Origin of the sequence: Halopseudomonas sp. MFKK-1 (assembly GCF_027474385.1) — a bacterium.
GTDB lineage: Bacteria > Pseudomonadota > Gammaproteobacteria > Pseudomonadales > Pseudomonadaceae > Halopseudomonas > Halopseudomonas aestusnigri.
The window spans coordinates 2,797,290-2,818,809 of sequence record NZ_CP114836.1 but is presented as its reverse complement, the minus strand read 5'-3'; the positions used below and the strand labels follow the sequence as shown (position 1 = coordinate 2,818,809).

Below are 21,520 nucleotides of genomic sequence, written 5' to 3'. Positions count from 1 at the left end.
CTACGCGCTACCTTGGAACGGATCGACGGTTCGACTGTTCCACAATGTCATACCACACGAGGACGCTACCCTATGAGAAGACTCAAGCGTGATCCGATGGAACGAGCATTTCAGCGTGGTTACCAGCACGGAGTGAGCGGCAAATCCCAAGACACCTGCCCTTTCAACAATCCCTCTACCAGACAGAATTGGATCAATGGTTGGCGTGAAGGCCGCGCGGACCGTTGGGATGGCTTTACCGGTATTTCCGGCGTGCACCGACTCAACGAGATGCATGCCGTAGGCTAGACTCCCAGTCAGTCAACTCATCTTTCCCAAAGGCGCTTGCCCATAGCGCCGGGCCTCTGGAAGGCCCACCCAGCCCCCGCTCTGCGGGGGCTTCCATTTTCACCGGGGCATGACCGCAATGGCATCCGCACATTCACGAATCAATTCCGGCCCACGATAGATAAACCCGCTGTAAAGCTGGACCAGGCTGGCTCCGGCGGCGATCTTGTCGGCTGCATCGGCACCACTGAAGATACCGCCCACGCCAATGATCGGCATCTGCCCTTTCAGCTCGGCGGCCAGCAGGCGGATTACCTCGGTCGACATATCGGTCAGCGGCGCACCGGACAAGCCACCAGCCTCACTGGCATAAGGTGAATCGGCTACCGCACTGCGATCCAGCGTGGTGTTGGTCGCGATCACGGCATCCATTCCCTCTGCCAGTAGCGTTGCACCAACCAGGGCCACCTCATCAGCGGTCATGTCCGGCGCAATCTTGATGGCAATCGGCACATAACGGCCACGCTCCTCGGCCAGCACCTTTTGGCACTGCTTGATCTGGCCAAGCAACACCTTCAGGGTCTCGCCGTATTGCAGGGTACGCAGACCGGGAGTATTGGGTGACGACAGGTTGACGGTGACGTAACTGGCACGGTCATAGACCTTGCGCAGACAGTAGAGATAATCATCAACGGCGTTCTCGACGGGCGTCACCGCGTTCTTGCCGATATTGATACCCAGCACACCCTGGTAGCGCACACCGACCAGACGCTCCAGCATGGCATCAACGCCTTCGTTGTTGAATCCGAAGCGGTTGATGATTGCCAGTTGCTCGGGCAGACGGAACAGGCGCGGCTTGGGGTTGCCTGGTTGCGGCCGCGGCGTGACCGTACCGACCTCCAGAAAGCCGAAGCCCATTGCTGCCATGCCGTCGACGGCAACCGCGTTCTTGTCCAGTCCGGCAGCCAGCCCGACCGGGTTGTCAAAGGTCAGCCCCATCACCTCTACCGGTTGAGCCGGTACCGGGCGCACCAGCTTCTCGGCGAGTCGCAGCCGCCCGGCGGCGCCGATCATGTCCAGTGCAAGGTCGTGGGAGGTTTCCGCGGGCAGGCGGAACATCAGCGAGCGAAGCAGATCGTACATGGCGGGCATCCAGGGGCAGAAAATCAGGCTGCAGAGTATACCTGAATCAGGCGCCCAGGCTCAGCCGGCCAGACGCTCCAGCTTGAGCAATTTGCCGTCATCGGTAAATTGCATGAGAAAACTGCCGTAAACCCCCTGATGGGTCAGGAAGGGCCGCAGGTGATGGGCCGGCAAACTCACACGCCGGCCATCACGGCTGTACATCAACACCCGCTCGGCGCGGCCCTGATACCAGGCCAGGTAGCGCTCGGCGGGTAACGCCAGATCGATTATCAGTTGCTGCATTCATTGTCCTGAGAGGTGAGACGGGCATGCTGGGCCAAATCCAGCAACTCGCGCATCGCCACCGCCACTATGGGGTAATCACCGGCACCGGCGCTCCTGAGTTCACCCAGCATGGCCTGCCAGCGCAGCACCATCGACTGATTGCGATCGACCCATTCAGCCACCAGTGCCTCCACCGGTGTTGACGCATCGCCGCCCTGCAGAGCAGCAACGGTCATGCTGCGTGCCTGCCAGTCGAGATCATCCCGATAGCTTTCACGCGCCAGCGCCTGCCAGTGGTTATCCACCTGCAAGCCGGCCACCTGTTGACTGAACCAGGGAAGTTGAAGCTGGGAGCCGAGCGCGAAAAATACCTGCGCAACGCGCTCGGCATTCTGCCCGGTTGCATCGGCGGCTTCAACAATGCCAAGCAGCGTGTAGGCATGGCCGGTTCCGGCGACCACCCGAGCGATGGCTTCGGGCACCCCTTCATCGACGTAGTGCTGATAGCGATCATCCCAGAGCTGCCGCACATCCCCTTCCAGCAACTGATCGAAGCGTTCTGCCAGTGTTCGCACGCAAGGCCCGAAGTGTGCCACCTCGCGCTCGGGTGACAGCTCGCTGCGCCGGTTACGAATAAACCAGCGGCTTGCCCGGCGACCAAGTCGCATCAGCTCTTCCATCAGCTCAAGCTGTACCTCTGCCGAAACCTGGTAATCCAGCGCCTCGATACCGGCAAAATGCGTCTGCAGCTCGAACACGTCGCGGGCAACAACCCAGGCCCGGGCGATATCGGCAGCAGCGGCACCGGTCGACTGTTCCAGCCGTCGCAGAAAGGTGATCCCCATATGGTTGACCAGATTATTGGCCAGCTGGGTGGCGACGATCTCGCGGCGCAGACGATGTCGACCCAGCGCGTCGCGCCAGGATTTGAGCAGCACCGGCGGGAAGGCGGTTTCAAGCTCGCGCGCAAGGTATGCATCTTCGGGTACGTCTGAGGCAACCAGCGCCTCCTTGAGATCCGCCTTGGAGTAGGAGATCAGCACCGACAGCTCGGCGCGGGTCAGCCCCTTGCCGCTGGCCTTGCGCTCGGCCAGCTGGTCGTCTTCGGGCAGGAACTCCAGGGCACGATTGAGCTTGCCGCTGCCTTCCATCGCGCTGATGAACCGCTGGTACTCCCCCATGGTCTGCGCGGCCTGGCGCTGGGCCAGGCTGATGGCCTGGGTCTGCTTGTAGTTGTTGCCCAGCACCAGCTCGGCTACCGAGTCGGTCATGCTGGCCAGCAGCCTGTTGCGCTGTTTGGCGGTCATGTCCTGGGCGGCGACCACTTCGTTGAGCAAAATCTTGATATTGACCTCGTGGTCGGAGCAGTCAACGCCGCCGGCATTGTCGATAAAGTCGGTGTTGAGCGCGCCGCCATGGAGGCAGTATTCGATTCGCCCCAACTGGGTCAGCCCCAGGTTGCCGCCCTCACCCACCACCCGGCAACGCAGGTCACGCCCGTTGACCCGCAGCGCATCGTTGGCCTTGTCTCCGACATCGGCGTGGGTCTCGCTGCTGGCTTTCACATAGGTACCAATGCCGCCATTCCAGATCAGGTCAACCGGCGCCTTGAGCAGTTGCTGAATCAACTCGGTCGGGGTCAGCCGTTCGGCACTGATCGCAAAGCGTTCACGCATCTGCGGCGTTAGGGTGATCTGCTTGAGGCTGCGAGAAAATACCCCGCCGCCTTCGGAAATCAGGTCGCGATCATAGTCTGCCCAACTCGAGCGAGGCAGGCTGAACAGGCGCTCACGTTCGGCAAAGCTGCGCTCGGGATCCGGCTCCGGGTCGATAAAGATATGCTGGTGATTGAATGCCGCCACCAGCTTGAGCGTGCGCGACTGCAGCAGGCCGTTGCCGAAGACGTCGCCGGCCATATCTCCGATGCCGATCACGCTGATCGGATCGGTCTGCACATTGATGCCCAGCTCCCGGAAGTGCCGCTGCACCGACACCCAGGCACCGCGGGCGGTAATACCCATTTTCTTGTGGTCATAGCCCGCCGAGCCGCCGGAGGCGAAGGCATCACCGAGCCAGAAACCGTAGCCGGCGGCGATCTCGTTGGCTATATCCGAGAAAGTTGCCGTGCCCTTGTCTGCCGCCACCACCAGGTACGGATCATCGGCGTCGTGACGAACCACGTTGGGCGGCGGCACCACCTTGCCGTCGGCCAGGTTGTCGGTAATATCCAGCAGACCCTGAATGAACAGCCGGTAGCAGGCGATCGCCTCCTGTTGGACCTCGTCGCGCGTGCCACCCGAAGGCAGCCGGCGCGGAACGAATCCACCCTTGGCACCAACCGGCACGATGACCGCATTCTTGACCTGCTGCGCCTTCACCAGCCCGAGCACCTCGGTACGGTAGTCCTCCTCCCGATCCGACCAGCGCAGACCGCCGCGGGCGACCTTGCCGCCACGCAGGTGAACCCCTTCCACCCGCGGCGAATAAACAAAGATTTCGAACATCGGACGGGGCAGCGGCAACTCGGGAATCGCCGAGGGATCAAACTTGAGACTGAGGTAATCCTTGCTCTGGCCGTTGGCGTCCGGCTGGTAGAAGTTGGTGCGCAGGGTTGCCTTGATCAGGTCCAGGTAGCGGCGCAGGATACGGTCTTCATTCAGCACGGCTACCTCGTCCAGCGCACCGAGAACGGCCCGCTCAAGCTTCTGCTGCATTTCGCCAAGATCCTCGGCACTCAGCTTGCGGGCCAGATAAAAGCGGGTGCGGAACAGGCGCACCAGTTCGCGTGCAATGTCGGCATGGGCAACCAGGGTACTGGCGATATAGGGCAGTTCGAAGCCCAGGCGGATCTGTTTCAGGTAGCGGGCATAGGCACGCAACAGGGCCACATCACGCCAGGGCAGGCCCGCCAGCAATACCAGACGATTGAACCCGTCATTCTCTGCCTGACCGGACCAGACGGCCTTGAACGCGTCACGAAACAGTTCGTTGGCTTCCTGGATGTCCAGGGTTGCGCCGCCGACGAAGGTAAACTCGAAGTCGTGAATCCAGAAAGCGGTGCCATCGGCCTGGGTAATGCGGAAGGGAAACTCGCCAAGCACCCGCAGCCCCAGATTCTCAAGCACCGGAATCACATCCGACAGCGGCAGAGAATCGCTGAGATGATACAGCTTGCAGTGCAGAATGCCCTGCTGCTGGGCCAGAGGCTGATAGAAGCTCATCGCCAGCGGCGACTCGGGCGTCAGCTCCAGCAGCGTTTGCAGGTCGACGACACCGGTCGCCGGGGTAAAACGATCACTGTAGCCCGGCGGGAAGCCGTCCCCGAGATGGGCCAGCACGTCAGTGGCACGCGCCTCCCCCATGCTTTCCAGCAGCCGGTCACGAAACTCGTCCTGCCAGTTGCGGCAGGCGCGCACCACTTCCTGTTCAATTTTCACGGGGTCGATATCCGGATTTTTAGTCGGGTCAACGCGCAGAATAAACTGGGTACGCGCCAGAATGGATTCGGAAAAATAGGTCCAGAACTCGCTTTCGCTCGCCTGCAGCCGCTCCATCAGCACCGTCTGAATCTTCAGGCGGATATCGGTCGAGTAGACATCGCGTGGCACGAACGCCAGGGCGTAATAGAAGCGCCCGTAATTGCCGCGCCGCAGGAACAGGCGTATCTGGTTGCGCTCCTGCATCTGCACGATATTGAGCGAGGTTTGGGCCAGTTCGTCGACCGACATCTGAAACAGGTCATCGCGCGGCAGCACCTGCAGCACCTGTTCCAGTTCCTTGGCCAGATGACTGCGCGGCAGAAACCCGGAGACAGAACGCACGTGCGCGACCTTGCGGCGCACGTGTGGGATATTGTCGACCAGCGCCGAATACACCCGCGAGGTGTAGAGCCCCATGAAACGGTGTTCCTGAACGACCCGACCGTCCGAATCGACCTCGCGTACCGAGACATAGTCCGGGTAGGCCGGTCTGTGCACCCGGCTGAGCTGCGATGCCTTGGCGAACGACAGCAGCAGCGGCGCCTGCAGGTAACGGATCACCTGCTCCGGCAAATCCTGCACACTTTCGTCTCGCGGATTCAGTGCCAGTGCGCCCAGGCTCGCTCCGGTGCGCAGACCCAGCTGCTGTTGCGGCAACCCCTCATTGATCGCGAAGCACTCATAGCCGAGGAAGGTGAAGTGGTCCTCCAGCAGCCACTCGAGAAACGCCACCGCCTCGGTGCGCTCTTCCCTTGCGAAATACTGGCGCTTGCGGCTGCCCAGCATGGCGATCAGTTCAAGTACCCGCTCGCGCATGGCCGGAAAGTCCTTTACCGTCGCCCGGACGTTGCTCAATGCTTCGAGCAGACCATCTTGCAAGGTGCGCAAATCCGCGTTGGTGGTCGCGCGGTCGATCTCGACATACATTACCGACTCGGCACGACCGCCCTTCGCCTCGCTGCCGCCCGGCAGCAGTTGAACAAGCTTGCCGCCCTCGTCGCGCACCACCGTCATGATGCTGTTATAGAGGTTGTGAATCGCATAGCCCTGACGGTTGAGCTCCATGCGCACCGAGTCGACCAGAAACGGCAGGTCGCGGTGCACCACTTCCACCACCGTATGGGTGCTCTGCCAGCCATGCTGCTGGGTATCGGGGTTGAACACGCGCAGCTTTACCTCACCCCCGGGCAGGTTCTGCAGGAAGCGCCAGGCAGAAAGGGTGCAGCCGAGCAGGTCATGATCCTGACGCGAGGCCAGTTCGGCGTGGGAGGCGATGCCGAAGAAGTTGTTGCAGAACAGGCCGATGCTGTCACGGTCGGCCTTGCCGACCAGCGCGCGCAAACGCTCGGTCAATGAATCGATAAATGCCTGCTTGGAGCTGGCCATGATCAACGCCATCTTGCCGACCTCCCGAATCGCGGGGTGTATCTGAGGCGTCTGGCAGATCGGTGCCCGAGGGCCGCAACCTGCTGCGCCGGATTAATTGTGATCAGAGGATAGTCTAGACCAAAGGGATTTCGTTAAAGTGACGTACACTGACGCCAGCCAGTGAACCAGGACAACGGATAACACATGACCCATCGGGAATCCCTGCTGCAGTTGAAGGCCTTTATGGGCCAGCACATTTTCGGCCAGGAGCATCTGATCGATCGCATGCTGATCAGCCTGCTCGCCGGCGGCCACGTGCTGGTCGAAGGTGCGCCCGGTCTGGCCAAGACCAAGGCGATCAAGGCCCTGTCCGAAGGCATCGAAGCGGATTTTCATCGAATCCAGTTCACCCCGGATCTGCTGCCGGCCGACATCACCGGCACCGAGGTATACCACCCGGAAACCACCACCTTCAGTTTCCAGCAAGGGCCAATTTTTCATCACCTGGTACTGGCTGACGAAATCAACCGTGCTCCGGCCAAGGTCCAGTCGGCGCTGCTTGAGGCAATGGCCGAGCGTCAGGTCAGCATCGGTCGCCAGACCTACGCCTTGCCCGAGCTGTTCATGGTGATGGCGACCCAGAACCCGATCGAGCAGGAAGGCACCTACCCGCTCCCTGAGGCACAGCTTGACCGCTTTCTGATGCACGTGCGGATCGGCTTTCCGGATGCGGCGCTGGAGCGTCAGATCCTGCAACTGGCCCGCGGCGAAGCGCGCGGCGACGAACCGAAAATGGCCGAGCGCATCACCCAGCAAAGCATTCTGGCCGCCCGCCAGGAGGTACTGGACCTGTTTATGGCCGAGGCGGTGGAGGAATACCTCATCCAGCTGGTGATGGCGACCCGACGCCCTGACCAGTACAACCCGCAGTTGGCCGAATGGCTCGAAATGGGTGCCAGTCCGCGCGGCACCATCGCCCTTGATCGCTGCGCCCGCGCCCACGCCTGGCTGGCCGGCCGTGATTTCGTTAGTCCGGAGGATGTGCAGGCAATTGCCCACGATGTGCTGCGTCACCGGGTTCTGCTGAGCTTTGAAGCCGAAGCAGCCGGCATCGACAGTGACCAGGCGATCAACCTGCTTATCGACTCGGTCCCTGTTGTCTGAACCATGACGGTCAACCTTGATCCGGCCCTGCACACCAGCCTCGACGCATTGCTGGCGACACGCCGACATTGCCACGAGCTGCCCCTGTTCACCCGCCCGGTACGCAGCGGCCGGCAGACCGGTCAGCAAAACTCGCGCCTGCGTGGCCGAGGGGTCGACTTTGATCAGGTTCGCGCCTACCTGCCGGGCGATGACATTCGCAACATCGACTGGCGGGTAACCGCACGCAGCCAGAAGGTGCACACCAAGGTATTCAATGAAGAACGCGAACGCCCGGTGTTCCTGATCGGCGAGCAGAGCCCCCGGCTGTTCTTCGGCAGCCAGCGCTGCCTCAAATCGGTACTGGCCGCAGAAACCTGCGCCCTGATCGCCTGGACGGCACTGGCACACCACGATCGAGTTGGTGGCATGGTGTTTGGCCCCGGACAATGCCACGAGGTACGTCCACGGCGCGACCGCAAGGCTCTGCTCCAACTGTTGCAGCTGCTGGTTCAGGCCAATCACCTGCTGACACCTGAACCTTCGGAACCGCTTGAGCCGGCTTCCGAGGCGCTCAATCTGGCGCTACGCCATAGTCGGGAAATCATTCGTCCGGGCAGCATCCTGTACATCGTCTGTGATCACGCTGCCATCGATGGTCTGAACCAGAGCCTGCTGGTGCCGCTGGCCGGTCACAACGACCTGATCCTGCTGCCGGTATTTGATCCGCTCGACAGCGAGCTACCCGCCAACGGTGCACTGGATTTTGTCCAGGGAGAACAACGGCTGACCCTCAACAGCGGCGACACCTCGCTGCGTGAAGCCTACACCGCCCAGTTCCAGTCCCAGCGCCAGGCCTGGCTCAGACTCGCTCGCCGCCTGCGCTGCAGTCTGCTGCCGCTGGACACCCGGTCACCCGCCCACGAGCAACTGCGCGACAACTTCGGCAGCCTGCCAAAGGCGCCGCAGACATGACCAGCCCGCTGGAAGGCAGCCTGCTGCTGCCCGCCCTGCCGCCCCCGATCAGCTGGTGGCCCCCGGCGCCGGGCTGGATCGCGCTCGCCCTGCTGCTGTTGCTGCTGGTCATCCTCTCACCACTGGCGATACTGCTCAATCGGCGCCGGCAACGCAGGCGGCTCAAGGCCCAGCGCATTCTTTGGGAAATTGCCGACGACCTCTCGGATCACGACTGGCTGGCCGCACTCAACACCCAGCTCAAGCGCCATCTGAAAAGCCGAGGCGAGATTGCCGCTACCCGGCTGTATGGCAACGCCTGGGTCAGCTACCTGTGCCAGCACTACCCCAAGCCGCGGGCCGACGTGCTGGCACCACTTGGTGGCACCCTGTACCAGGCCGATGCCCACCTCAGTGTTGCTGATCGCCGCGTCCTGCAACGCGAGCTGCTGCGCTGGATAAGGCACAATCATGTTTGAACTGGCCTGGCCCGCGAGTCTTCTGCTGCTGCCGCTGCCATGGCTGCTGCGCTGGCTGCTGCCGCCGGCAAAACGGCCAGAGGCCGCGCTGCAGATCGCCTTTCTGGCACGTCTGCAGAGGCTGAATGCCGCCCAACTCTCCGCTGCGGGCACCCATCGACGCTCGGCACCGCTCATTCTGATCTGGCTGCTGCTGGTGCTGGCGGCGGCTCGCCCGCAACTGCTCGGCGCCCCCTTGCCGCCTCCGAGCAGCGGCCGCGACATGATGCTGGCGGTGGATCTGTCAGCCAGCATGGACACCCGTGACATGCGTCTGGATGACCAGCCCAGCGACCGACTCAGCGTGGTCAAGCACTGGCTTGATGCGCTGATCGAACAGCGCACCGGTGACCGCATCGGTCTGATCCTGTTCGGTACCCGCGCCTACGTGCAGTCCCCGCTGACATACGATTTGCACAGCGTCCGGCAATGGCTGGATGAAGCCTTTATCGGCCTGGCCGGGCGCGATACCGCCATTGGCGATGCCATTGGCCTGGCCATCAAGCGCCTGATGGAACAGCCAACCAACAGCCGGGTGTTGCTGCTGGTAACCGATGGCGCCAATACCGCCGGCAGCATATCGCCGATTCAGGCCGCAAGACTTGCCGCTGACGAGCATATTCGGATCTTCACCATCGGCGTCGGCGCTGAAAGTCAGGGCAACACGGATCTGATGAGTCTGCTCGAGGGCAATGCCGATCCGGCCAGCGATCTGGATGAACCAACCCTGCAGGAAATCGCCAAGATTACCGACGGCGCCTACTTCAGAGTGCGCGACAGCGCCTCGCTGGCGAGCGCCGTCGAGCGCATCGAGCAGCTTGAACCCAGCCTGCGCAGTGGCCCGGCGACTCGCCAGGCACTGCCGCTTTACCATTGGCCGCTGGCCATCGCGCTACTGATCAGCCTGTTGTGGAGCAGCCCCTCGCTGCGCCGGAGGCTGCATGCCGACTGAACCCATGCTGCCCTTCACCTTTTTGCGCCCGCTCTGGTTGCTCGGCATAGTGCCGATCCTGGCGTTGTGCTGGTACCTGTACCGCCATCGCCGTCAACGCTCGGGCTGGGACAGTCTGCTGCCGACGGCGATGCGCAAGGCGCTGGTAGAGGGTCAGCCGGGCCGGCATTACATCGGCCGCTATCTGCTGCTGGCCGCCGTCTGGACACTGGGTCTGATCGCCCTCGCCGGCCCGGCCTGGGAGTCAACCGACAGCGTACAACGTGAAGACAGCAGCAGCCTGATCCTGGTGCTGCAGGTGTCGCGCAGCATGCTGTCCAATGACCTGCAGCCGACGCGGCTGGAGCGCGCCAAACGCAAGATTCGCGACATTCTGGAGCGTTACCCCGACCGCCGGGCAGCGCTTGTTGCCTACGCCGGCAGTGCTCACCTGGTCGCACCGCTGACTCGAGATCACCGCACGCTGATCAATCTGCTCGACGCCCTGCATCCCGACATCATGCCGGTTCGGGGCCAGCAGGCCGACCAGGCCCTGTTGCTGGCCGCCAGCCTGCGCAATGAACAAGGTGACAGCGCCACTCAGGTATTGTTGCTGACCAGCGGTATCGAGGACCTTGACCGCGCTCGTCTTGAACTGGCCGCCGAGCGCTTGGGCGACAGTCTGCAGGTCATTGGCATCGGAACTGCCGATGGCGCACCGGTACCACTGGCAGAGGGCGGCTTCATGCGCGACGACAAGGGGCGCATCCTGCTGCCACGTCTGAATGAACCCGAGTTGGCCGAGTTCGCCTACTCGCATGGCGGACGCTACGCCCGCATGACTCTGGATGACAGTGATATGACCCAACTGCTCAACAGCGAGCAGGCAGCGCAACAGGCGGGCGCCGAACAACGTCAGCGCAGCGACCAGGGCCACTGGCTTGTGCTGCTTCTACTGCCACTGGTGGCCCTTGGCGCACGCCGTGGCTGGCTGCTTCTGATGTTCTGCGCCATCTGGCTGCCACCGCCGGCCTCTGCAATGAGCTGGGCCGATCTGTGGTTACGACCCGACCAGCAGGCCGCAGCCATGATGGCCGAAGGACGGGCAGCGGACGCGGCAGCACGCTTCGAAGACCCGCAGTGGCGAGCCCATGCCCTGCTTGAGAGCGGCGACTACGCCGGAGCGGCAGAGGTCTGGGGCACGCTGGCCGAGCAACAGCCGGACAATGCGGAACTGCATTTCAGCCACGGTACCGCCCTGGCGCTTGCTGGCGACTACCCCGCCGCGCTCGCGGCCTTCGAACAGACACTGACACGGGCACCCGACCATACCGCAGCACGTCACAACCGCGAGCGGGTTGAAGCCTATCTGGCAGAACAGAAAACCGAACAGACCGCACCCAACGGTACAGAGTCTTCGCCGCAACCCGAAACCGGCGCTGGCAGCGGCAATCGCAGCAGCGACACCGAAGACGGTGCCGGCGTATCGAACGCCAGCGCAGCCGATGCCGACAAACCCGGCGCCCAGACCGGTATATCCGCAAGCTCCGCCAGCAGCTCCGCGAACAATGCCGAAAGCACGGGCAGCAGCAGTGAACCAGCGGTTGCCGGGGAACTGATCGACAGTCCGGAGCTGGAGAACGGCGACAGCACCGTCATGGGCGGCGGTGCCGGCGGTCGGCGACAGATCGAACAGCGCCAGGCTGTGCAACAATGGCTGCGGGACATACCCGATAACCCTGCTGAGCTGCTGCGTCGCAAGTTCCTGTATCAGCACCTGCAACAAAACGACGGACGCCCTCGATGATGCGCCAGCTGCTTTTCACCCTGCTACTGCTAACCATCGGTCTGCCCGCTTTCGCGGCTTTGCAGGCAAGTGTGGATCGCACCCAGTTGATCGAAGGGCAACCGTTGGAACTGACCCTGGAAAGCACTCTGGCAAAGCGCGATGATGCGCCGGACCTGACTCCGCTGGAGCAACACTTCAGGATCGAATCCAGCCGCAAGCTCAATCTGGTCAGTACCATCAACGGACGCAGCCTGCCGGTGACCCGCTGGATCGTGCGCCTGATGCCGCTGCGCACCGGCTTTGTGGTGATTCCTCCGCTGCAACTGGCCGATGAGCGCAGCGAGCCGGTTACCCTGCGCGTGCTGAGCGCCGAGCAGGCTCGCGATATCAGTCCATCCGACATTGCGCCGATCTTCATCGACAGTGAATTGGATACCCGCACGCCCTATGTTCAGGCCCAGGTGCTGCTGACCCTGCGTATCTACCATTCGGTCTCGCTGTACGACGACTCGACCCTCAGCGGGCTGGAAATACCCGATGCCCGCGTTGAGACGCTCGGCGCGCCCAAAACCTACGAGCAGGAGATCAACGGCGTCATCCACGGTGTCATTGAGGTCCGCTATGCCATCTATCCGCAGCACAGCGGCACACTGGACATTCCCTCCCAACTGTTCAGCGCCACCGCGGTGCCGCCGCGCGCCTCCGAAGGCCAACCCGGAACCCATAACGCCCGCTTTATTCAGCTGCGATCGCCGAGCCAGCAACTGACCGTCAAACCCATCCCCGACACCTACCCTGCAGGCGTTCCCTGGCTTCCCGCCAGACAGGTCAGGCTGAGCCAGAACTGGCAGCCTGATCCGAGTACCGAGCTGACCCGCGGAGAGCCGCTGACAAGAACCCTGTCGATCCAGGCGGACGGGCTAACCGCAACCCAGTTGCCTGAACTCAACACCCTGACCAATGACCAAGACGAGCTGCGCCAATATAGCGACCAGCCCCAGCTGGAGAACCAACTGTCGAGCAACGGCATACTGGGGCTGCGCCAGGAAAGCTCGGCGGTGGTAGCGCGTCACGCAGGACGTTTCACCGTGCCGGCGATCCGTGTGCAATGGTGGAACACCACCACCGACCAGCTGGAAGTGTCCGAGCTCGACGCCGTAACCCTGACGGTTCGCGGCAACAGCAGCTTTAACGACACCAGTGCCCCCTACCCCAGCCAACCCGCCGGCGAGTTGCCACTGCTCTGGCCGTGGCAGCTTGCTACCGCATTGCTGCTGGCGGCACTGGGCTGGGCGCTGCTGCAGCTGCGCACCGCCCGACGTGCCCTGATCGCCCTCGATGAGCTGGGCGAAGATACGGTCAATCTCGAAGCCGATCAGGCCGGGAATCCGCTGGCCGACCTGCAAACAGCCTGTCGTCACAACCAGCCTGCCGAGGCCCGCAAGGCATTGGAGCACTGGGCCAAGCAGCAGGAAAGCGACCTCATCGCCCTCAGCCACGCCCACCCCATCCTTGCCGACGCGCTGGATGACCTGAACGGCTGCCTGTTTGGCCAGACCGAACACGCCTGGCGCGGAAAACCGCTCTGGCGCGCCGTTCGCAAGGTAACCCAAGCCCGCCAGCGCGAGGCCGAAGCGCTGGGTGAAAATGCAATAGAGCCGTTATATCCGGATGTGTAACGCAGACAAACCTTGGTTTGTCGTATCGACGCCCAACAAGGTCTGCCTTGGCAGATCATCGAATCTCATTAACTGAGCCTCCCTACTGTCGGTCCAATACGGCACCGATGGTCGAGTGTGCATCGGGGTTAGTCCCGTTTACGCGGGCGAGTAGCGCAGGGCTGGCGGGAAGAAGGACGGCAGCCTGTTTGAGGAGCGTAGCGACGAGTTCTGCCGGCCCCCGCCAGACCGAGCAACGCAGCGAACCCGCAGGGCCGCGTAGCCGGGTGCCCGGGGGGATTGCTAAGGGGGGCCGGGCAAGCGGTCCCCCTTGGCTCGCCAGGAAAGGCGAAAAATGAGGATCGCGGCAACTCGGCAAACAGCTCTGCTACTCGAATTATCTCTTCCCAGTTACAGCATTACCCCTGCCCTCCCCGGACCGCTGAGCAACGACCTCCAACAGATGCGTTTATCTCGAAACTCAGCGTTGAACCGCCCCCCACAAAAAAACCGCCCGAAGGCGGTTTTTTTGTGCAGCTCAAACCACTCAGCTACGCAGCTTCTCCGGACGGATCAGGAAGCGAGCCAGTGCCGGCAGCAGCCAGAGTGCGCCGAACATGTTCCACAGGAACATGAAGGTCAGCAGGATACCCATGTCGGCCTGGAACTTGATCGCGGAGAAAATCCAGGTCGCCACACCAATGGCCAGGGTGAAGCCGGTGAAGGTCACGGCCTTACCCGTGGTCTTCAGGGTTTCATAGTAGGCCTCCTGCAGCGGCAGGCCCTGACGCAGATAGGTTTCCAGACGGCTGTAGATATAGATGCCGTAGTCGACACCGATACCCACACCGAGCGCAATTACCGGCAACGTTGCCACCTTCACGCCGATGCCCAGGAATGCCATCAGGGCGTTGGCCAGAACCGAGGTCAGGGCCAGCGGGATGATGATACACAGCACCGCGCGGATCGAACGGAAGGTAATCAGACACATGAGGATGACCACCGCGTATACGGTGAGCAGCATCTTGGTCTGGGATGCTTCGATCACGACGTTGGTCGCCGCTTCGATACCGGCGTTACCGGCAGCCAGCAAGAACTGCATGTCCTCGGTGTTGTACTCGGCAGCGAATGCTTCCACTTCTGCGGTCGCCCGCTTCAGGGTGTCTGCCTTGTGGTCGTCAAGGAAGATCATGACCGGAGCCAGCGAGCAGGCCGAGTTGAACATGCCCGACGGCGCACGGCTGATGGCGTTGTTCAGGTTGTCCTGGTTACGCGACAGGGTTTGCCACTTCAGGTTGCCCTCGTTGTTACCCATGATCACCTGTTTGGCTACCGTCACCAGCGATACCGCCGACTGGACGCCCTCCAGGTTGTTCATCCGCCATTCCAGCTGATCGATGGCCTCCATGGTCTCGTAGGCCGAGCACATCTCGTCTGGCGTCTTGACCATGACCACCAGAATGTCGGAGCTGGTGGAATAGTTTTCGATGATGAACTGGTTATCCAGGTTGTAGCGCGAGTCGGCACGCAGCTCCGGAGCACCCGGATCCAGGTCGCCGATGGCCACGTTCTTGCCGTGATAGATACCAAAGCCGAAGGCGATGATGGCCAGCACGACCGAAATCGGCGCGACCGTCGGATGAGCAAACTTGGCAACACCGAGCCACAGGCCTTGCGGACGGTTGGCCATGTTGCGGTTGCGCTCGACCGCCTTGCGGCTGATACCGATGTAGGACATGAGGATCGGCAGCAGCATCAGGTTGGTCAGGATGATCACACCCACACCCACGGACGCTGCGATACCCAGCTCACGGATGACCTCGATCTCGATCAGCAGCAGGGTTACGAAGCCGACCGCATCGGAAATCAGTGCAACGATGCCCGGGATGTACAGTGCACGGAACGCGCGACGGGCAGCGGTCTGGCTGTCATCGGCGTTGGTGTACTCGATCGCCATGCCATTGATGATCTGCACACCGTGGGAAATACCGATGGCAAATACCAGGAACGGAACCAGAATCGAGTACGGGTCCAGACCAAAGCCCAGGGTACGCAGCAAGCCAAGCTGCCAGACCACCGCGATAACCGAGCACACCAGTGTGGTGATCGAGCTTTTCAGGCAGCGGGTGAACATCATCAGCAGAACAAAGGTGATCAGCAGCGCGGCACCGAAGAACATCACTACCTTGATGATGCCGTCGATCAGGTCACCAACCTTCTTGGCAAAGCCGACAATGTGAATCTGGATGTTCGGGTTCTCGCCCTGAAACTCGCTGCGGATCTTCTCTTCCAGCTGACGGGAGAAATCGCCGTAGTCGAGCTGAATCAGTTCGCCCTGATTCTCCGGGTTGGGATACGCTTCCTGCAGCGGGATGTCGATGATGGTGGACTTGAAGTTGTTCGCCACCAGACGACCGATTTCACCGGACTTGAGCACGTTTTCGCGCAGCTCTTCCAGGTCGGCCTCGCTCAGATAGGCCGGACGATTGGCAACCGGACCACCATCGAAACCGTATTCGGTCACCTCGGTCCAGCGCACGTTCGGCGTCCACAGCGAGCGCAGGTTGGAGCGGTCAACACCGGGCAGGAAGAACACCTCGTCGTTGATCCGCTTGAGGGTCTCCATGTACTCGGTACTGAAGATGTCGCCATCCTTGATCTCGACAGCGATGCGAATCGAGTTGCCGAGGTTCGGCAGATCGTTCTCGTGCGCGATCATGTTGGCAATGTAGGGATGCTTGAGAGGAATCATCTTCTCGAAGCTGGTATCGGGCTTGACCTGCGCAGCCTGATAACCGAAGAACACGGTCAGCAGCGCGAACAGCAGAAGAACAACAATCCGATTGTTGAAGATCAAGCGTTCCACAAAGGGAGCGCTCGTTTCCTGATGAAGCTTGGACATCCAGACTCTCCTGGCAGCTGTTTGTTATTGGTTTTCGGGCAGGCCGTTGGCTGCCGCCTTGACCACGCCTTGCTGGCCGACCAGCACCAGCTCGCCGTCTGGCAGGCGCTTGGCTGTTGCCAGGGCAACGCGGTCCGGACGAACCGCAACATTGAAGGTCTTGCCATGATCGGTGCTGGTCACCACCACGCCACCGGCGCCAACAACCGACAGCGAACCGTCAGCAGACAGGTTGCCACCCAGCAGGGTTGCTTCCAGCGGGCCGTTGTTCGGGGTGTGCAGCTCGACCTGCTCCCAGCTTTCGCCGAAATCAGCCGAGCGGTACATGTTGCCGCGCAAACCCCAGACTACGACCTGGCCTTCAAGACCGGTACCGGCGGTACCGAACCAGGTACCGTCATAGGGCGACGTCTGCAAGGTTTCCCAGCTGTCACCAAAGTCGGGGGAACGGTACATGGTGCCCATCTCGCCAACCAGGAACAGGCCGGTGCCTTGAACGGCGGTCACCGCGTTGTAGTGGAAGCCATCGGGGTTATCGATGTCGAAAGACAGGTCTTCCCAGGTCTTGCCCGCGTCATCGGTGCGCAGGTAAGTACCATAGGCACCGAAGGCAAAACCCGTGTTGGCATCACGGAACCAGACGTCCATCAGCGGGCGCTCAAGCAGGCCCGGGCCATCCGGATCGGCCGCTTCATCCAGGGCGGGGTCACGGTACTGCAGCTCCCAGCTGGCACCGGCATCACTGGAATGCAGGATCACGCCATCGTGGCCGACCGCCCAGCCGTTATTGGCATCGGCGAAATACACCGCCGTCAGCAGTTGGCGGACCGGAGACGCAGCCTGAGTCCAGCTTGCCCCCTGATCATCCGAATAGACAATATGGCCACGGCTGCCCACGGCCACCAGACGATCGCCGGCAGACGCGACATCCAGCAGCAGAGAGTGACTGGCCAGATCAGACATGATCGCCGGCTTGGGTGCTTCAGCAACGGTATCGGCAGCCAGAGCGGGTGTGATTGATGCGGTCATCAGTACAGCGCCCAGGCCAGCGGCCTTGAGCACACGTGCAGCAAAGGATTGCTTGCGGAACTGCGCCCGCTGGCCGATGGCAAAGGCCAGTTGAGTCGTTTGAGTGCGCCAACGAGTGGGCTCGCGCATACACCATTCCCCCTTATTGTTATCCATCTTTCCGTTATTGAACGGGACTGCCCATGGTAACGAGCACGGGGAGGCGGCGCCAACGGCTCACGGTTATCTTTTGTTAATCACGTTATCAATGCAGAAGGCCGCATTTTCACTGCAATATTTCGTCACACAGTTTATTGAATACATGATGTATTGGAGCAGGCTGGCGAATAATCCGTGGCACCGGCGATTGAAAGCAGGCGCCGAGACATAAAAAAACCCGCCGGTTGGCGGGTTTCTTTACAGCAGTCAGCTATCAATGCGACAGCTTGCTACCGCTGGACTTCCGTACCTTCTCCGGGTTGATCAGGAAGCGCGCCAGTGCCGGCAGCAGCAGCATCGCACCGATCATGTTGACCAGGAACATAAAGGTCAGCATCAGACCCATGTCAGCCTGGAACTTGATTGCAGAGAAGATCCAGGTCGCGACACCGATCGCCAGACACAGACCGGTAAACAGTACCGCCTTACCAGTGGAGCGCAGGGTCTCGTAATAGGCCTCCTGCAGCGGCATGCCTTGACGCAGGAAGCTCTCCAGACGGCTGTAGATATAGATACCGTAGTCCACACCGATACCCACGCCCAGCGCGATAACCGGCAGCGTTGCCACCTTCATACCGATGCCGAGGAAGGCCATCAGCGCGTTACCCAGCACCGAGGTCAGGATCAGCGGCAGTACGATACAGATGGTCGCCGGCAGCGAACGGAAGGTGATCATGCACATCACACCTACCCAGATGTATACCAGCACCAGAATCAGCAGTTCGGAGCTGGAGATGATCTCGTTGGTTGCCGCCTCGATACCGGCGTTACCGGCCGCCAGCTTGAACTCCATGTCATCGGTGTTGTACTCGGCTGCGAACTCTTCGACGGCCGCCGTGGCGCGCTTGAGGGTGTCAGCCTTGTGGTCATCCAGGAAGACCATGACCGGAGCCAGCGAACAGGCCGCGTTGAACATGCCCGACGGCGCACGGCTGATGGCGTTGTTCAGCACATCCTGATTACGCGACAGCCCCTGCCACTTCAGGTTGCCCTCGTTGGAGCCCATGATCACCTGCTTGGCGACGGTTACCAGAGACACAGCGGACTGCACGCCTTCCAGGTTCTGCATCTTCCACTGCAGCTGATCGATCGCTTCCATGGTTTCGTAGGCAGAGCATTTCTCCGGCGGAGTCGCAACCATGACAACCAGAATGTCGGAGCTGGTGGTGTAGTTCTGGATGATGAAATCGTTGTCCTTGTTGTAGCGCGAATCCGGACGCAGCTCCGGCGCACCGGCATCCAGGTCACCGACCTTGATGTTGTTCTTCTGGTAAACGAAGCAGGTAGTACCGGCGACCAGAGCAACGATGACCATCCAGGGCGCCACATTCGGATGAGCGACGTTGGACAGGAAGCGCCAGAACGGATGCTCGCGAACCGCATCGCGCTTGGAGCGCTCAACCGCCTTCTTGCTGATGCCCAGATAGGAAATGGTGACCGGCAGCATGATCAGGTTGGTAAACACGATCACCGCAACACCGATGGATGCACCGATTGCCAGTTCGTGGATCACGTCGATCTTGATGACCAAAAGGGTAATAAAGCCTACCGCGTCAGCCAGAATCGCGATCATGCCCGGCAGGAACAGCTGACGGAAGGTCAGACGTGCCGCCACCAGCGCGTTATCCGCCCCACCGGACTGCAGGGCAATACCGTTGATCTTCTGCACCCCGTGGGAAATACCGATGGCGAAGATCAGGAACGGCACCAGCATCGAATACGGGTCCAGACCAAAACCGACCAGGTTGATCAGACCCAGCTGCCAGATCACCGCAATCACGGTAGTCACCAGCACCGATACGGTACTGCGAATACACCAGGTAAACATGTACAGCAGAACGAAGGTAATGACGAACGCAATGCCGAAGAAGCCGACAACGCCGATCAGACCATCGATCAGATCACCCACCTTCTTGGCGAAACCGACAATGTGAATCTTGATGTTCGGGTTTTCGGACTGGAAGCGATCACGAATCTTCTCTTCCAGCAGGTGCGAGAACTGCTTGTAATCCAGACGCAACAGCTCGCTCTGGTTGTCCGGATTGGGATAGAACTCCTGCAGCGGCACCTCGATGATGCTCGACTTGAAGTTGTTCGCGACCAGTCGACCGATCTCACCGGATTTCAGGACATTGGCACGCAGCTCTTCCAGATCCTCCTCGTTGGTGTAGGACGGATGGTTGGTTACCGGGCCACCGTCGAAACCGTACTCGGTTACCTCGGTCCAGCGCACGTTCGGCGTCCACAGCGAACGCAGATTCGAACGGTCTACACCGGGCAGGAAGAAGACTTCGTCGTTGATCTGCTTGAGCGTCTCCATGTACTCGGTGCTGAAAATATCACCGTCTTCGATGGCGACCGCAATGCGGATCGAGTTGCCGAGGTTGGCCAGATCATTCTGGTGCTCAAGCATGTTGACGATATAGGGATGTTCCAGCGGGATCATCTTGGCAAAGCTGGTGTCGGGTCGCACCTGCAGCGCCTGATACCCCAGAAACAGGGACACGAGAGAGAAAATAATCACCACGGCAAGGCGGTTATTAAATACCAACCGCTCCATGAATGGTGCGTTACTCTGGTCAAAAGACATCCAGATTCTCCTGGCTTGTAATTATTATCAGTGAGCTTTCAAGGCGCTTGCCGGCATGGTGGCGACACCATGTTGACCGACCAGCAGCAGTTCGCCGTCACCCAGCGCCTTGGCAGAAGCCAGTGCGATACGGTCAGGACGGGTCATCACGTCAAAGCTGTTGCCGCCATCAGTACTGCTCAGCACAACGCCGCCAGCACCGACGACCACCAGCTTGCCGTCACCGGACAGACCACCACCCAGCAGGGTCGCTTCCAGCGGACCGTTGTTCGGCGTCAGCAGCTCGACCTGCTCCCAAGTGTCACCGAAGTCGGTGGAGCGGAACATGTTTCCACGCAGGCCCCAGACCAGAACCACGTTGTCGCTGCTGGTACCGGAAGCGCCAAACCAAGAGCCGTCATAGGGCAGATCGGTCAGGGTTTCCCAGGTATCACCGAAGTCCGGCGAGCGGTACAGGGTGCCCATTTCGCCAGCCAGCATCAGGCCGGCGCCCTTGACGGCGGTGATCGCGTTGTAATGGAAGCCATCGGGATTATCGATGTCGTAGGAGCGATCTTCCCAGGTTTTGCCGCCATCATCGGTACGCAGGAAGGTGCCGTAGGCACCAATTGCAAAACCGGTATTGGCATTCTTGAACCAGACATCCATCAGCGGACGCTCAAGCAAGCTCGGGCCTTCCGGATCAATCGGTTGATCCAGCTCGGGATCGCGGTATTGCATCTCCCAGTTTGCTCCGGCATCACTGGTATGCAGGATCAGCGAATCGTGCCCCACCGCCCAGCCGTTCTTGTCGTCGGCAAAGTAGACGGCTGTCAGCAGCTGACGGACAGGAACGTTCGCCTGTGTCCAGGTCTTGCCCTGATCATCGGAATAAACGATATGACCACGGCTGCCAACAGCAACCAGGCGATCACCGGCGACGGCCGCATCGACCAACAGGGTATGGGCTGCCAGATCCGACTTGATTGCAGGTTGAACGCTTTCCTCGGCGACATCAGCGGCATGGGCTGATGCGGCGCCCAGTGCCATCATGCCGGACAGCATCACGGCCTGTGTCAACGCACTGAGAGAAAAGCCTTTCTTAAGATAGTTGCCCGACGCGTTCAGGTCTGTCCGGGCCACGAATGGAGCGCGCCAATTGCACGGCTTACGCATACACCACCCCTCTTTGTTTTTATAGGTGCTTCTGCTCCGCTACGGGAACACGTTTTATTATCAACCCGGACCGCACCCCACACAGGCGCCCCCGAATCAGTTATCCCTCCAGCGGACAAGGCATATTAG

At 61.0% G+C, this 21,520-nt stretch carries 14 protein-coding genes; 7 read left to right on the top strand and 7 right to left on the bottom strand.

What is annotated here, in order from left to right; translation table 11 throughout:
* Positions 1 to 72: 72 nt before the first annotated feature.
* Positions 73 to 288 carry a ribosome modulation factor gene (gene rmf, locus O5O48_RS13145; protein WP_088274068.1) on the top strand — a complete coding sequence of 72 codons (216 nt, stop codon included), beginning with the start codon at positions 73 to 75 and terminating at the stop codon, positions 286 to 288.
* A 99-nt stretch (positions 289 to 387) separates the two neighbouring features.
* On the opposite strand, the gene O5O48_RS13140 is transcribed toward rmf, so the two are convergent.
* Genes O5O48_RS13140 through O5O48_RS13130 form a run of 3 tightly spaced genes read right to left on the bottom strand, consistent with a single transcriptional unit; the run spans position 388 to position 6,554 of the window.
* Positions 388 to 1,410 carry a quinone-dependent dihydroorotate dehydrogenase gene (locus O5O48_RS13140; RefSeq protein ID WP_269687252.1) on the bottom strand — a complete coding sequence of 341 codons (1,023 nt, stop codon included), beginning with the start codon at positions 1,408 to 1,410 and terminating at the stop codon, positions 388 to 390.
* A 60-nt stretch (positions 1,411 to 1,470) separates the two neighbouring features.
* Positions 1,471 to 1,695, bottom strand: a complete 225-nt coding sequence (locus O5O48_RS13135; RefSeq protein WP_088274066.1) for a DUF2835 domain-containing protein — start codon at positions 1,693 to 1,695, stop codon at positions 1,471 to 1,473.
* Positions 1,683 to 6,554: an NAD-glutamate dehydrogenase gene (locus O5O48_RS13130; protein ID WP_269687251.1), complete on the bottom strand. Its 4,872-nt coding sequence runs from the start codon at positions 6,552 to 6,554 to the stop codon at positions 1,683 to 1,685. Before O5O48_RS13130 ends, O5O48_RS13135 begins: the two co-directional genes overlap by 13 nt.
* A gap of 174 nt (positions 6,555 to 6,728) precedes the next feature.
* Here O5O48_RS13130 and O5O48_RS13125 point away from each other — a divergent pair, with 174 nt between their 5' ends.
* Genes O5O48_RS13125 through O5O48_RS13100 form a run of 6 tightly spaced genes read left to right on the top strand, consistent with a single transcriptional unit; the run spans position 6,729 to position 13,538 of the window.
* Positions 6,729 to 7,688 (top strand): AAA family ATPase, encoded by a 960-nt coding sequence (locus O5O48_RS13125; RefSeq protein ID WP_228246780.1) that lies wholly within the window; start codon positions 6,729 to 6,731, stop codon positions 7,686 to 7,688.
* A 3-nt stretch (positions 7,689 to 7,691) separates the two neighbouring features.
* Complete coding sequence (locus tag O5O48_RS13120) at positions 7,692 to 8,642, top strand: DUF58 domain-containing protein (RefSeq protein WP_228246781.1); 951 nt, start codon at positions 7,692 to 7,694, stop codon at positions 8,640 to 8,642.
* The gene (locus O5O48_RS13115; RefSeq protein WP_269687250.1) at positions 8,639 to 9,100 is read left to right on the top strand and encodes a DUF4381 domain-containing protein; all 462 of its coding nucleotides are present in this window, start codon (positions 8,639 to 8,641) and stop codon (positions 9,098 to 9,100) included. Before O5O48_RS13120 ends, O5O48_RS13115 begins: the two co-directional genes overlap by 4 nt.
* The gene (locus O5O48_RS13110; RefSeq protein ID WP_233049774.1) at positions 9,093 to 10,091 is read left to right on the top strand and encodes a VWA domain-containing protein; all 999 of its coding nucleotides are present in this window, start codon (positions 9,093 to 9,095) and stop codon (positions 10,089 to 10,091) included. The genes O5O48_RS13115 and O5O48_RS13110 overlap by 8 nt, the downstream gene beginning before the upstream one ends.
* Positions 10,081 to 11,877 carry a vWA domain-containing protein gene (locus O5O48_RS13105; RefSeq protein ID WP_269687249.1) on the top strand — a complete coding sequence of 599 codons (1,797 nt, stop codon included), beginning with the start codon at positions 10,081 to 10,083 and terminating at the stop codon, positions 11,875 to 11,877. The genes O5O48_RS13110 and O5O48_RS13105 overlap by 11 nt, the downstream gene beginning before the upstream one ends.
* On the top strand, positions 11,877 to 13,538 hold the full coding sequence (locus O5O48_RS13100; RefSeq protein ID WP_269687248.1) for a BatD family protein: 1,662 nt from the start codon (positions 11,877 to 11,879) through the stop codon (positions 13,536 to 13,538). Before O5O48_RS13105 ends, O5O48_RS13100 begins: the two co-directional genes overlap by 1 nt.
* 526 nt (positions 13,539 to 14,064) lie before the next feature.
* Here O5O48_RS13100 and O5O48_RS13095 read toward each other — a convergent pair.
* The 4 genes from O5O48_RS13095 to O5O48_RS13080 form a co-directional block, all read right to left on the bottom strand.
* Positions 14,065 to 16,419, bottom strand: a complete 2,355-nt coding sequence (locus O5O48_RS13095) for an efflux RND transporter permease subunit (protein WP_088274058.1) — start codon at positions 16,417 to 16,419, stop codon at positions 14,065 to 14,067.
* A 24-nt stretch (positions 16,420 to 16,443) separates the two neighbouring features.
* The gene (locus O5O48_RS13090) at positions 16,444 to 17,577 is read right to left on the bottom strand and encodes a YCF48-related protein (RefSeq protein ID WP_228246786.1); all 1,134 of its coding nucleotides are present in this window, start codon (positions 17,575 to 17,577) and stop codon (positions 16,444 to 16,446) included.
* Between the two features lie 283 nt (positions 17,578 to 17,860).
* Positions 17,861 to 20,236: an efflux RND transporter permease subunit gene (locus O5O48_RS13085; protein WP_088274056.1), complete on the bottom strand. Its 2,376-nt coding sequence runs from the start codon at positions 20,234 to 20,236 to the stop codon at positions 17,861 to 17,863.
* A 27-nt stretch (positions 20,237 to 20,263) separates the two neighbouring features.
* Positions 20,264 to 21,391, bottom strand: coding sequence for a WD40/YVTN/BNR-like repeat-containing protein (locus tag O5O48_RS13080; RefSeq protein WP_228246787.1), 1,128 nt, complete (start codon positions 21,389 to 21,391; stop codon positions 20,264 to 20,266).
* Positions 21,392 to 21,520: the final 129 nt, after the last annotated feature.